This is a genomic window from Microbacterium sp. GW821-FHT01D02 (assembly GCF_059422585.1).
This window is the reverse complement of sequence record NZ_JBWKXB010000001.1, coordinates 857,461-870,362: the sequence shown is the minus strand read 5'-3', so window position 1 is coordinate 870,362 and position 12,902 is coordinate 857,461. Positions and strand designations below refer to the sequence as shown.

The window sequence follows — 12,902 nt, the reverse complement described above, 5'->3', positions numbered from 1 at the left end:
ATGACTGCATCCGCCCTTCAGGCGGTCGATGCCGCGGAGCGGAGGGGGCCACGTCCTCGCCGCTCCGCGGTGGCCCGCCGTGACTGGATCGTCGGCTACACCATGGTCGCCCCCGTGGTCCTCGGCTCGCTCGCCTTCGTGATCGCGCCGCTCATCGCCGTCGTCTGGTTCTCGCTCCACGACTGGAATGTGCTGGCCAACACCTTCGTGTTCTCGGGGACCGACAACTACGAGCGGATGCTCGCCGACCCCGGGCTGCACAACTCGCTGCTGGTGAGCCTGTGGTTCTCGATCGGACTCGTCGTGTTGAATGTGACGCTGGCGCTGTTCCTCGCGGTGCTGCTCAATCAGAAGCTGCCGGGGACCACGACCTTCCGCACCTTCTTCTTCTCGCCCGTGGTCGTCTCTCTCGTCGCCTGGACCATCGTCTGGAGCTTCCTTCTGCAGGCGGATGGGGGGATCAACGGCTTCCTCGCCGTCCTCGGCATCGAGGGTCCGAACTGGCTCCGCGGTGATGTGACCGCCATGCTCGCGGTGATCGTCGTGCAGGTGTTCAAGAACGTCGGACTCAACATGATCCTGTTCCTCGCCGCACTCCAGGCGGTGCCGGAGGAGATCAGCGAGGCGGCGCGCATCGATGGTGCAGGGGCCTGGCGTCGGTTCCGTTCGATCACCATGCCGATGATCAGCCCCACGATCCTGCTCGTGATGATCCTCACGATCGTCGGCTCGCTCGAGGTCTTCGCCCAGATCGCCGTGCTGACCGGTGGCGGCCCCGGTAACTCGACCACGGTCCTCGTCTACTACCTGTATCAGCAGGCGTTCCGTTTCAACGACTTCGGCTACGCGAGTGCGATCGCGGTGCTGTTGTTCTTCATCGTTCTGGTGCTGACCCTGATCCAGTGGCAGACCAGGAAGAGGTGGGTCTTCCATGAGAATTGACATCGACGAGCGCACGCACGGCGACGCGGTCACCACGCGGGCCGTGGTCACCGGTGGCAGTGCACGCCCGATCCGCTCGAGTGGCGCGAAGACGAAACGTCGCTGGGTCGCGGCCGGTTTGATCACGCTGATGGCGGTGCTGAGCATCCCGTTCGTCTTCCCCACGCTGTGGATGGTCACGAGCAGCTTCAAGCCGATGAGCGAGATCCTGCAGAAGGTGCCGACACTGTGGCCCCAGGATGCGACGACCGCGGCGTACGGCGAGGTGTTTCGGCTGCAGCCGTTCGCGCAGCAGTACTGGAACAGCCTCTACATCGCGGCTCTCGTCACCGTGGGCACGATGCTGGTGGCGGCGATGGCCGGATATGCGTTCGCGAGGATCCGGTTCCCCGGTGCGAATGCCCTCTTCCTCGTGGTCCTGGTCGGACTGCTGGTGCCCAGCGAGGTGACGATCGTTCCGCTGTTCCGGTTCGTGAACGGGCTGGGGCTGATCGACACGCATTGGCCGCTCATCGTCGTGCCGATCTTCGGCGCACCCGCGGTGCTTGCCGTGTTCATCATGCGGCAGTTCTTCCTGGGGCTCCCCGCCGAGCTCGAGGAGGCGGGCCGGATGGACGGGCTCGGACGCTGGGGCATCTTCTGGCGGATCGCCTTCCCGCTCTCGCGGTCGGCGCTCGCGGCGGTCGCCATCTTCACGTTCCTGAAGTCGTGGAACCTGTACCTGGAGCCGATCGTGTACCTCTCGAGCAAGGACATGTTCACCCTGCCGCAGGCTCTGACGCAGTACGTCGACGCCTACGGCGGGCCGATGTGGAACGTGCAGCTCGCCGCCACGACACTCACCGTCGTCCCCGTGCTGCTGGTTTTCCTGGTCGCGCAGAAGCAGTTCGTGCAGGGGCTGGCGAACACGGGACTCAAGGGCTGACGCCTGGAAGGATGCTGTCATGCCCCGCTTCGATCTGAGTCCCGAGGAACTGCGCGTCTACCGGCCCGAGGTCGCTGAGCCCGACGATTTCGACGACTTCTGGTCGGCGACGCTGGCGGAGTCCCGCGAGCGGTCCGAGCCGGTCCGACTGCGACGGGTCGACTCTCCGCTGCGGACGGTGGAGGTCGATGACGTGACGTTCTCCGGGTTCGGAGGCGAGCCGATCCGTGCATGGCTCACTCGTCCGGTCGGCCTGCCGGGCCCCCTCCCCGCGGTGGTCGAGTACAACGGCTACGGCGGAGGACGGGGGCTGCCGCACGAGCGGCTCGCCTGGGCGGCGGCCGGGTATGCGCACCTGTTCATGGACACGCGCGGTCAGGGATCGGGGTGGGGCACCGGCGGCGATACTCCCGATCCTCACGGTGCGGGACCGTCGTCTCCCGGGTTCATGACCCGGGGCATCCTCGACCCGCACGAGTACTATTACCGTCGCGTGTTCACCGACGGCGTGCGCGCCGTCGACGCCGTGCGCACGATCGACGGGATCGACCCCGAGCGCGTCGCCGTCACAGGTACGAGTCAGGGCGGTGGCATCGCGATCGCCGTCGCGGGGCTGTCGGAGGGGCTGGTGGCCGCGATGCCGGATGTGCCGTTCCTCTGCCACTTCGGCCGAGCGGTGGGGATGACCGATCACGATCCGTATCAGGAGATCGTGCGCTACCTCTCGGTGCATCGCGCGGACGCCGAGAGCGTCTTCGGCACGCTCTCGTACTTCGACGGCGTGAACTTCGCGAAGCGCGCGACGTCACCCGCCCTGTTCTCCGTCGCTCTTCTGGATCAGACCTGTCCGCCGTCGACCGTCTACGCCGCACGCAACACCTGGGCCGGTGGTCGCGCGGACATCGACGAGTACGCCTTCAACGGTCACGAGGGTGGGCTCGGAGTGCAGTGGGAGCGGCAGGCGTCGTTCCTCGCTGAGCTGCTCGGTTAGCGCACCCCTCAGGCCGGATCGACGATCACGTCGAGCGCCACGCCCCGACATGCCGCCCGTGGCAGCTCGGCGAGGCCGCTGCCGCGCACGGAATCGCCGGTGGCCCAGCGCGGGTCCGTCGACACGACGACGCGGCCGACGCCGTTCGTCAGGGTCACCTCGCACCCGAGGGAGGCGAAGCGCCGCGTCAGGTCCTGTTCGACCGCGGAGACCAGCAGGTCGAGCCCGGCGACGCCGATGCGCGTCCCGTCCACCTCGGCGGGGACCGCGATCGTGATCGTGTACTCGTCGCTGCAGAGGTAGTCCACGTAGGGTCCCGCGACGTGGGGCTCACCCGTGGCCATCGGCACCCGGTACCACTCGAGGGCGCTGTAGTCGATGTTCTCCTTGTTCACCGACTGCGAGGCCAGGACGAGCTGCCTCCGGTCCTCGCCCTGCCACCACGCCAGGTGGCTGTGCGCGTCCGAGAGCAGGTCGATCGCCGCGATGAACCCCGCGCCGTAGACGGGCACGCCGCGCAGGTCGAGCGTGCGCAGAGCATGCGGCTCCACGAGCGCGTCGACCTTCGAGCGTGTGAGCGGGCCGCTCGTCCTGGCCTCGGCGACCTGGGCGGCGAAGGGCTCCACCCAGTCGAGCAGCGTGCGCACGGGGGCGGAGAAGTAGTCCTCCACGATCGCGGCTGCTGCCTGGATGGCGGTGTCGCTTGCTGTGTTCATCGCGTCCTCCTGTGCACGTCGATGCGGGTCCTCTGATCTATCCGGTCGTCGCCTGGAGCCGGATGAGCGCGTCGATGGTCTCGGCGGCCATGAGCTCGGTGCGTGCGCCCGCGGCATCGGGATCGCCGGCCTCCACGGCGTCGATGACGGCGGCGAGGTGCTCGGCCTGCCGTCGCAGGTTCTCGGTCTCGTGCGCGACGAGGCGCAGGAGGGGCGAGAGCTCGGCCTGCAGCTTCATCTGCTCGCGCGTCAGGCGTGCCGACTGGCTGAGCGCGACGATCTCGATCTGCACGTCGTCTAGCAGGCGCCGCTGCTGCTCCACGTCGAGTTCGTCGATCCGCTCCATCCGGCGACGGACCCGCTGCGTCTCGCTGGGGTCCGCGCGCCTCGCCGCGAGTCGGACGCAGGCGCCCGTGATGGCGGCGTAGTGGGCGCCGAGGTCGCGCAGCGCGAGGCGCGAGGTGCGGCGCACGGCCTCCCGGGCGAACGTCAGCGGATCGGCGTGCGCCGCGACGAAGCTGCCGCCGTTGCGCCCACGGCGTGTGACGACGAGGCCGCGACCGCGCAGGGCGAGCAGCGCCTCGCGCACGGTCACCGGCGCGACGCCGAGGCTCTTGCTGAGGTCGGCTTCCGAGGGGAGGCGCTCGCCGGCGCGGAGGTGTCCGCGGGTGATCGCATCGACCAGGCGGCGTTCGACGAGCTCCGCACGGCCCTCGTCGCCGATGGGCTGGAACAGCGCCCCCTGGAGGCGGTGCGGCTGCTCGTGCTCGGGATCGGGGGAGGGCTCGGCGGAAGGGTGCGTGGCGTGCGTCGTCGAGCTCGATCCCATTCTGCGATTCTCCCTTCCGCGATCACGATACCCAAGAAATCGCTGTTGACATATTACCTCTGGGTTTATATGTTTTGGGAATCTTCCGAGTTCGACGATGTTCCGAGGAGCGCGAGATGATCGCCACGGCACCCGCAGCACCCGCAGTCCCCGAGACCGCCCGTTCCGAGGGGACCGTGACCCTCAGCGGGGTGACGAAGTCGTTCGGCGAGTTCACCGCGGTCCGCGAGCTCGACCTGGAGGTCGCGTCGGGGGAGTTCCTCTCGATGCTCGGCCCGTCCGGCTCCGGCAAGACGACGGTGCTCCGGATGATCGCCGGGTTCGAGGACGCGACGAGCGGCAGCATCCGCCTGTCCGGGACGGACGTGACCCGCACCCCGCCGCATGCGCGGCCGGTGAACACCGTCTTCCAGGACTACGCGCTGTTCCCGCACCTGACCATCGCGGACAACGTCGGTTACGGACTCCGGGTGCGCGGCGAGGGCAAGAGCGCTCGGGCGGAGCGGGTGCGCGCTTCGCTGGAGCAGGTGCGGCTCGACCACGTCGCCGACCGCCTGCCGCACCAGCTGTCCGGCGGGCAGCGGCAGCGCATCGCCCTCGCCCGCGCGCTGATCCTGCGCCCCCAGGTGCTGCTGCTCGACGAGCCGCTCGGCGCCCTCGACAAGCAGCTCCGCGAGCAGATGCAGATCGAGCTCAAGCAGATCCAGCGCGAGGTCGGCATCACCTTCATCTTCGTCACCCACGACCAGGAGGAGGCGCTCACGCTCAGCGACCGCGTGGCCGTGTTCAACGGCGGTCGGATCGAGCAGATCGGCACCGCCCGCGACGTGTACGAGCGCCCGCAGACGGAGTTCGTCGCGCGCTTCCTCGGCCTGTCGAACCTCATCGGCGGAGACCTGGCCGAGAACCTCACCGGGGACCGCCGCACCATGAGCGTGCGCCCGGAGCGCATGCGGCTGACCGATCGGGATGCCGCGCTCGCCGCGGGCGAGGTCTCGCTCGACGGCACGATCAGCGAGGTCGTCTACACGGGTCCGGCGACGCGCTACCTGGTCGCGACCGACGCGGGGATCGACCTCATCGCCGAACGCCCCAACGCCCGTCACTCCACCGACGCCGATCTCGGGCGAGGACACCACGTCCGTGCCGTCTGGTCGCCCGACCACGCGGCCCGGCTCCCCTGAAACACCGCACCATCCGAACACCCATGCACACCTGCAGCACCGATCACGAAGGAGCGATCCATGCGTAAGAAGATTCTGGCCACCGCGGCGATGACCGCGGTCGCCGCCCTGGCCCTGTCCGGCTGTTCCACCGGCGGAGAGACGGCGGAGGGATCCGGCGAACTGCAGATCGATGTTCCCGACATCGCGATGCAGGAGTCCCTCGGCGACTACGAGGGCGAGGTCAACATCGTCGCCTGGAGTGGTTTCGTCGAACCCGCCTGGAGCGATGCCTTCACCACCGAGACCGGCTGCGTCGTGAACCGCCGCGTCGCCGGCACCAGCGATGAGATGGTCCAGCTCATGCGCACCGGCGACTACGACCTGGTCTCGGCCTCGGGCGACGCGAGCCTGCGTCTGATCGCCGGTGGAGACGTGCAGCCGCTCAACCTCGAGCTCATCCCGAACTTCGGCGACGACATCGTCGAGGGGATGAAGGGGCAGATCTACGACACCATCAACGGCAAGTCCTATGGCATCCCCATCGGACGCGGCGCGAACATCCTCCAGTACAACAGCGAGGTCGTCACCGAGGAGCCCACGAGCTGGGACGTCGCGTGGGAGAAGGACAGCCCCTACGCCGGCAAGGTCATCGCCTACGACGCCCCGATCTACATCGCCGACGCCGCCGTGTACCTGATGGCGCACGAGCCCGACCTCGGCATCACCAACCCGTACGCGCTCGACGAGAAGCAGCTGAAGGCCGCGGTCGACCTGCTCAAGCAGCAGAACGACCTCGTCTCCGAGTACTGGTCCGACCCGGCGGCGCAGATCACCTCGTTCGCGGGCGGCACCACCGTGCTCGGCACGTCGTGGGAGGTGCTGCGCAAGCTCACCGAGGACGACAAGTTCAAGAGCGTGCTGCCGAAGGAGGGCTCGACCGGCTGGTCGGACGCGTGGATGCTGGCGACCGAGTCGAAGAACCCGAACTGCGCGTACGCCTGGATGGACTACTCCTCCTCGCCCGAGGTGAACGGCGCGATCGCCATGAACTTCGGCATGGCGCCCGCGAACGCCGCGTTCTGCGACACGAGCGACGAGGCCAAGGCGCACTGCGACTACTTCAACGCCACCGACGAGGAGTACTTCAAGAAGGTGTGGTTCTGGACGACGCCGATCGAGCAGTGCATCGACGGTCGGACGGATGTCACGTGCACCAACTTCCAGCAGTGGACCGACGCCTGGATGTCGGTCAAGGGCTGACCCGCATCGAGGGGGCGGGTCGCTCGATCCGCCCCCTCACCCCGCAGACCTCCGCCACCACGAACGGGATCGACATGAAGCGCCGCCTCCGGATCGCCGGGCTCCTGGCCCTTCCGATGACCTGGCTCATCGGGATCTACATCTTCTCGCTGGTCATGCTCCTCGTGACCGCCTTCTGGATCACCGACCCCTTCACCTCGAAGGTGAAGCCCGGATTCACGCTGCGCAACTTCGAGCAGCTCTTCGTCAATCCGGCGTACCTGTCGACGTCGCTGCGCACCCTCGGGATCGCGCTCGCCGTGACCGTCCTGGCCGTGCTCATCTCGGTGCCGCTCGGCATCTTCATGGCGAAGGTCGCGTCGCCGTGGCTGCGCGCCCTGCTCGCGGTGTCGATCACGCTGCCGCTGTGGGCCGGATACCTGGTGAAGGTGCTCGCGATGCGGATCACCTTCACGGAGCAGGGCTTCGCGAACTGGGCACTGGCGCCGTTCGGGCTCTCGGGGCCGGGCTTCACGGTGGTCACGGTGGTGCTCACGCTGACCTACCTGTGGCTGCCGTACATGGCGGTCCCCGTCTACACCGCGATCCGGCAGCTGCCGCCGAACCTCTTCGACGCCTCGGCCGACCTCGGCGCCGGATCCTGGCGCACGATCGTGTCGGTGGTGCTCCCGCTCATCAAGCCGGCGCTGATCGCCGGATCCGTCTTCACGTTCTCGCTGAGCCTGGGCGACTACCTGGTCGCGCGGTTCGTCGGCGGGGACACGCAGATGATCGGCAGCGTGATCGCGTCGAACATCAACCTGAACCCACCCCTGGCGGCGGCCTACTCGCTCGTCCCCATCGCGTTCGTCGTCATCTACCTGGTGAGCGTGCAGCGCACCGGTGCCCTGGAAAGGATGTGAGTCGCGCATGCTGAGACTGTCCCGCACCTCCAAGATCGTCCTCGGGATCATCGTCGCGATCGTGCTCGCGTTCATGTACATCCCGCTCGCACTCGTCGTGCTCAACTCCTTCAACGCCGCCCGCATCGTGAGCTGGCCGGTCACCGGCTTCTCACTCGAATGGTGGGGCAAGGCGTTCACGAGCGAGCCGGTGCGCGCGGCTCTCCTGAACTCGGTGCTCGTCGCGTCGGGCGCGACCGTGATCGCCGTCATCCTCGGCACGCTCGTGGCCTTCGCGCTGCAGAGGTACTCGTTCTTCGGCCAGCGCGCCGTGAACCTCCTCGTGGTGCTGCCGATCGCCCTCCCCGGCATCGTCACCGGCGTCGCCCTGAACAACACCTACAACCAGATCCTGGAGCCGATCGGCATCCAGGTCGGCTTCTACGGCATGATCATCGCGCACGGCACCTTCTGCATCGTGATGGTGTTCAACAATGTGCTCGCGCGTCTCCGTCGGATGAATCCCGGCATCGAGGAGGCCTCGAAGGACCTCGGGGCGAGTCCCTGGCAGACGTTCCTGCTGGTGACGCTCCCGCAGTTCCGCAGCGCCCTGATCGCCGGGGCCATCCTCGCCTTCGCCCTCAGCTTCGACGAGGTGTACGTGACGATCTTCACCGCTCCTCCCGGCGTCGACACGCTCCCGCTGTGGATCATGAACCAGATGGCGAGGCCCAACGAGGCCAACGTCGTCAACGTCGTCGCGACGGTCGTCATCGTCGCGTCCTTCATCCCGGTGTGGATCTCGCAGCGGCTCGGAAGGGAGGTCGACGAGCGCGACTGACGCCGCGCACGAGGGCTTCGCCGGACACGGCGCTCGTGACATCTGGGGGACTGCAGGGGGCTGCAGTCACACATTCAGCTGTTTACACGGTCTTTCCACGATCAAAGGAGTTCGTTGATGGAAAAGCGCATGAGCGACGTCGTCTTCTCACGGCGTGCATTGTTGGGCGGGATGCTCGGAGCGGGAGCGATCATGCTCGTCGGCTGCGGACCGGACGAGGCATCCCCCTCGCCGTCCGCGGGAAGCGGGGGAGGGTCCTACGACGTCATCGTCATCGGGGCCGGCTCCGCCGGCATGGCGGCCGCGCGGGAGCTGATGGACGCCGGCAAGAAGGTGATCGTGCTCGAGGCGCGCGACCGCGTCGGCGGGCGCATGTGGACCGACCGCACGCTGCTCTCCATCCCGCACGAAAGAGGCGCGTCGCTGTGTCACGGCGGCCCGGACACCGAGACGTGGGCCTGGGCGCAGAAGCTCGGGATCGAGGGCCGGAAGTTCGAGAACACCTTCTCCCGCTACAGCCCGAGCACGCCGTGGGTGGGCTGGGATACGCCCGACTTCTATGCGTTCCCGGAGGGCGCCCCCGCGCTCTCCGTTCCGCTGCCGGAGCCGACGGCCAAGGAGTCCGCGCTGCAGTACCTGGAACGCCTCGGCATCGCCCCGACGAACTACCCGCTCGCGCTGCTGGGTATCCAGGTCGACACCGAGCAGTTCGCTGTCTATCCCGCTTCCGGGGTGGTCGACACTCTCGCGGCATGCCTCACGGTGTCGAAGACCGGGAAGATCGAGCCCGACGGGTACGCGGGCGACTTCAAGCTGCTCGCTCCCTACGTCGACATCCTGAACGCCGTCGGCGAGGGCGTGGAGGTGCGTCTGGAGACGCCGATCGAGACGATCGACTACTCCGGATCCGGGGTGAGCGTGCAGGCGGGGTCCGAGACGTTCGAGGCCGACGCCTGCATCGTCACCGTGCCGATCGGAGTGCTGCAGGAGCGGTCGATCACGTTCTCGCCGCCGTTGGAAGACGATCGGATGGCGGCGATCGACGCGGTCAAGCAGACCGTCGCCTACAAGACGATCCTCGAGTTCGATCACCCGGTGCGCCCGGAGAACTTCGACATGGTGAACCAGCATGACGAAGGACCGTGCCAGTTCTGGGACGAGTCCACGGGCATGCCCGGATACGACGGCCAGCTCATCGTCGCCTGGGACACCGGCGACCGCGCCCGGGAGCTGCTCGCACTGCCGGAGAAGGAGCGGTTCGACGCGGCCCTCGCCGGTGTGCGCAAGCTCGCGGGAGATCAGGGGCTGAACTACGTGAACGCATCGAACTACGACTGGCGCGACGACAGGTTCGCCCTCGGTGCGTATGCGACGGGCGAGCGCGACCAGGACACGATCTACCGGCCGTCGAAGGACACGCTGTTCTGGGCGGGTGCGATCAAGAGCTCGGTCGCGAGCGCGCATTCCAGCGGACTCGAGGCAGCGCAGGCGGTTCTCGTCGCGTCCTAGCCGAACGCCTCGACGGCAGGTGAGTGCGGAGGGGGGAGCGACCCGATGGGCTCCCGCCTCCGCCCGCCCCGGTGCGTCAGATTTTGACATAGGCCAAAAATTCGCATACCGTCGAGCCATGGTTCCAGCGGGCGATCTCGACGACATGTCACACGGCATCGCGGGAGCGACCGCCGCCGAGATCTCCGAGAGCGTGCGCGATCTCGTCGAGCGCGGGGAGTTCGCCCCCGGAGACCACCTTCCGTCCGTCCGGGCGCTCGCCGCGCACCTCGGCGTCAACCGGAACACGGTCCTGGCCGCCTATCGTGCGCTGGTCGTCGCGCGCATCGCGGCGACGGGTGGGCGCACCGGGACCACCGTGCTCGGGCCGGAGCAGAACGCCGACGAGGGCTTCACCCCCGGCTCGGTGCTGCGCGACATCGGCAGCGGCAACCCCGACCCCGCTCACCTCCCCGACCTCGCCGCCGCTTTCGCCGCGGTCACCCCCGGGCATGTGCTGTACGGCGAATCCGTGATCGATCCGGACCTGGCGGAATGGGCGACCGAGTGGATCGCCGCCGACCATCCGCGCGCCTTCCGCCTGTCCGTCACCGCGGGAGCCGTGGATGCCGTCGAGCGGCTGCTCGCCCAGACCCTCGTCCAGGGCGACCGCGTCGGCCTGGAGGATCCGTGCTTCCTCTCCAGCATCCACACCGCTCGCCTCGCCGGGTACACGCCGGTCCCGATTCCCGTCGACCGGGAGGGCATGACGGTGCAGGGTCTTCGCGCAGCCCTCGAGAGCGGAGCGCGCGCGATCGTCTGCACGCCGCGCGCCCAGAACCCGACCGGCGTCGGAACGTCCCCCTCCCGTGCACGGGAGCTCCGCGAGGTCCTCGCCGACCACCCGCACGTGCTGGTCATCGAGGACGACCACTTCTCGCTCCTCGCCCCGGAGCCGTATTCGAGCATCATCGCTCCGACGCACGAGCGGTGGGCGCTGGTGCGCTCGGTGTCGAAGTTCCTGGGACCCGACATGCGCCTCGCGATCACGGCGTCCGATCCGGTCACGGCGCAGCGGCTCGCCCGACGGCTCAGCCCGGGGACGATGTGGGTGAGCCACGTGATGCAGCGTCTCGCCGCCGCCATGCTGCGCGACGAGGGCACGCGGACGCGGATCGCCGAAGCGGGCGAGCACTACGTCCGCCGCAATCGCGCCTTCCTCTCGCTGCTCGGGGTGCGCGGAGTGCCCGCGCAGAGCGACGGCGGGCTCAACGTGTGGACGGACGTGCGTCACGACGCCGCCGAGGTCGGCCGCCGGCTCGCGACGCGCGGATGGCTCGGGCGCTCCGGTGACGAGTTCGCGCTGGAGCCGGGCAGCTCCACCGGATCCACCCGGCTGCGCCTGACCGTGCACGACCTCGACGACGCGGATCAGCGTCGTCTGGCCGACGATCTCGCGGCGGCCGTCCGCGAAGCCCGCTCGGCGGGAGCGGACGGATGAGCGCCGGCGGTCCGGTGGACGACGGGTACCGCGTCGGACGCTCCTCCCGACTGGACGGGGTGCTGTACGACCTGCGCGGTCCCGTCGCCGAGCGCGCGGCCGAGTTGGAGAAGCGCGGCGAGTCTATCCTCCGACTCAACATCGGCAACCCGGCGCCGTTCGGGTTCGAGGCGCCGACGGTCGTCGTCGAGGCTCTGCGCGCCGCGCTCCCGCAGGCCCACGGCTACTCGGAGTCCGCGGGGCTGCCCGAGACCCGCGAGGCGATCAGCGCGCACTATGCGCTCCGTCCCGGATTCCCCGCTCTCGGCATCGATGACATCACGGTCGGCAACGGGGTCTCCGAGCTCGTCGGGCTGACGCTGCAGGCGCTGCTCGAGCCCGGCGACGAGGTGCTGATCCCGAGCCCCGACTACCCGCTGTGGACCGCGTCGACCATCCTGGCCGGCGGACACGCGGTGCACTATCCCTGCGTCGAGACCGACGGCTGGACCCCCGACCTGGAGGCGATGGAGGCGCTGATCGGCCCGCACACCGCGGCGATCGTCGTCATCAACCCGAACAATCCGACCGGCGCGGTCTACGGGCGGGCGGTGCTCGAGCAGATCGCCGAACTCGCTCGACGCCACGGGCTCCTGCTGCTCTCCGACGAGATCTACGACCGCGTGGTGTATCCGGGATTCACGCACACCTCCACGGCGCAGGTCGCCCCGGATGTCCCGTGCATCACCTTCGCCGGGCTCTCCAAGACCCATCGCGTCGCGGGGTACCGGGCCGCGTGGATGGCGGCGACCGGATTCCACCGCGACGACCCCTTCCTCTCCGGCGTCCGGCTGCTGGCATCGATGCGGATGTGCGCATCCGTCCCGGCGCAGCACGCCATCACGGCTGCCCTCACGCACGACGACTCCCTGGATGCGCTGGTGGCTCCCGACGGGCGGCTGACACGGCAGCGGGATGCGGCGCTCGAGGCCCTCGACGCGATCACCGGGGTCCGCACGCAACCGGCGGGCGGCGGGCTCTACCTCTTCCCGCGCCTGGATCCCGAGGTGCATCGGATCGCCGACGACGAGCGGCTCGTGCTCGACCTCCTCGATGCGGAGCGCATCCTCCTCGTGCACGGCAGGGCGTTCAACTGGCCCGCCCCCGACCATCTCCGGATCGCGTTCCTGCCGGAGACCGATGTGCTGACCGATGCGCTGCAGCGGTTCGGCACGTTCCTGAACGGATACTCCCCGCCCGGCGGCTGAGCATCCGACCCGGTGGAGTGACCGAGTGGCCAGGTCGCGGTCCGCAAGACCGTGCACGCAGGTTCGAATCCTGCCTCCACCTCAACCGGGCTCACACGAGCCGAGACCGACGAAG

Annotated in this window: 12 protein-coding genes and 1 tRNA gene; 11 read left to right on the top strand and 2 right to left on the bottom strand. The window is 68.6% G+C overall.

Translation table 11 applies throughout. From position 1 onward, the window contains the following. Genes AC07VM_RS04285 through AC07VM_RS04275 form a run of 3 tightly spaced genes read left to right on the top strand, consistent with a single transcriptional unit; the run spans nucleotide 1 to nucleotide 2,858 of the window. Complete coding sequence (locus AC07VM_RS04285; RefSeq protein WP_494910104.1) at nucleotides 1-942, top strand: carbohydrate ABC transporter permease; 942 nt, start codon at nucleotides 1-3, stop codon at nucleotides 940-942. After that, nucleotides 932-1,867: a carbohydrate ABC transporter permease gene (locus AC07VM_RS04280; protein ID WP_494910103.1), complete on the top strand. Its 936-nt coding sequence runs from the start codon at nucleotides 932-934 to the stop codon at nucleotides 1,865-1,867. The genes AC07VM_RS04285 and AC07VM_RS04280 overlap by 11 nt, the downstream gene beginning before the upstream one ends. A 19-nt stretch (nucleotides 1,868-1,886) precedes the next feature. Next, entirely contained in the window at nucleotides 1,887-2,858 is a 972-nt protein-coding gene (locus AC07VM_RS04275; RefSeq protein WP_494910102.1) for an acetylxylan esterase, read from the top strand. 8 nt (nucleotides 2,859-2,866) lie between these two features. On the opposite strand, the gene AC07VM_RS04270 is transcribed toward AC07VM_RS04275, so the two are convergent. Both AC07VM_RS04270 and AC07VM_RS04265 read right to left on the bottom strand, forming a co-directional pair. After that, on the bottom strand, nucleotides 2,867-3,574 hold the full coding sequence (locus tag AC07VM_RS04270) for a cache domain-containing protein (RefSeq protein ID WP_494910101.1): 708 nt from the start codon (nucleotides 3,572-3,574) through the stop codon (nucleotides 2,867-2,869). Between the two features lie 37 nt (nucleotides 3,575-3,611). After that, nucleotides 3,612-4,403: a FadR/GntR family transcriptional regulator gene (locus tag AC07VM_RS04265; protein ID WP_494910100.1), complete on the bottom strand. Its 792-nt coding sequence runs from the start codon at nucleotides 4,401-4,403 to the stop codon at nucleotides 3,612-3,614. 116 nt (nucleotides 4,404-4,519) lie between these two features. Between AC07VM_RS04265 and AC07VM_RS04260 the strand changes: the two genes are divergently transcribed. The 8 genes from AC07VM_RS04260 (at nucleotide 4,520) to AC07VM_RS04225 (ending at nucleotide 12,869) form a co-directional block, all read left to right on the top strand. Continuing rightward, nucleotides 4,520-5,587 (top strand): ABC transporter ATP-binding protein, encoded by a 1,068-nt coding sequence (locus AC07VM_RS04260; RefSeq protein ID WP_267415855.1) that lies wholly within the window; start codon nucleotides 4,520-4,522, stop codon nucleotides 5,585-5,587. A 60-nt stretch (nucleotides 5,588-5,647) separates the two neighbouring features. Next, entirely contained in the window at nucleotides 5,648-6,829 is a 1,182-nt protein-coding gene (locus AC07VM_RS04255; protein WP_494910099.1) for an extracellular solute-binding protein, read from the top strand. Next, nucleotides 6,796-7,731, top strand: a complete 936-nt coding sequence (locus AC07VM_RS04250) for an ABC transporter permease (RefSeq protein WP_494910098.1) — start codon at nucleotides 6,796-6,798, stop codon at nucleotides 7,729-7,731. Before AC07VM_RS04255 ends, AC07VM_RS04250 begins: the two co-directional genes overlap by 34 nt. Before the next feature lie 7 nt (nucleotides 7,732-7,738). Next, entirely contained in the window at nucleotides 7,739-8,551 is an 813-nt protein-coding gene (locus AC07VM_RS04245; RefSeq protein ID WP_267415852.1) for an ABC transporter permease, read from the top strand. A 117-nt stretch (nucleotides 8,552-8,668) separates the two neighbouring features. Further along, nucleotides 8,669-10,060: a flavin monoamine oxidase family protein gene (locus tag AC07VM_RS04240; protein WP_324170117.1), complete on the top strand. Its 1,392-nt coding sequence runs from the start codon at nucleotides 8,669-8,671 to the stop codon at nucleotides 10,058-10,060. Nucleotides 10,061-10,178: 118 nt separating this feature from the next. Continuing rightward, nucleotides 10,179-11,540 carry an aminotransferase class I/II-fold pyridoxal phosphate-dependent enzyme gene (locus AC07VM_RS04235; RefSeq protein ID WP_494910097.1) on the top strand — a complete coding sequence of 454 codons (1,362 nt, stop codon included), beginning with the start codon at nucleotides 10,179-10,181 and terminating at the stop codon, nucleotides 11,538-11,540. Continuing rightward, a complete protein-coding gene (locus AC07VM_RS04230; RefSeq protein WP_494910096.1) occupies nucleotides 11,537-12,787 on the top strand; it encodes a pyridoxal phosphate-dependent aminotransferase in 1,251 nt (416 codons plus the stop codon). Before AC07VM_RS04235 ends, AC07VM_RS04230 begins: the two co-directional genes overlap by 4 nt. Nucleotides 12,788-12,798: 11 nt before the next feature. Next, nucleotides 12,799-12,869: transfer RNA gene (locus tag AC07VM_RS04225), tRNA-Cys, on the top strand. The last annotated feature ends 33 nt before the right edge of the window (nucleotides 12,870-12,902 follow it).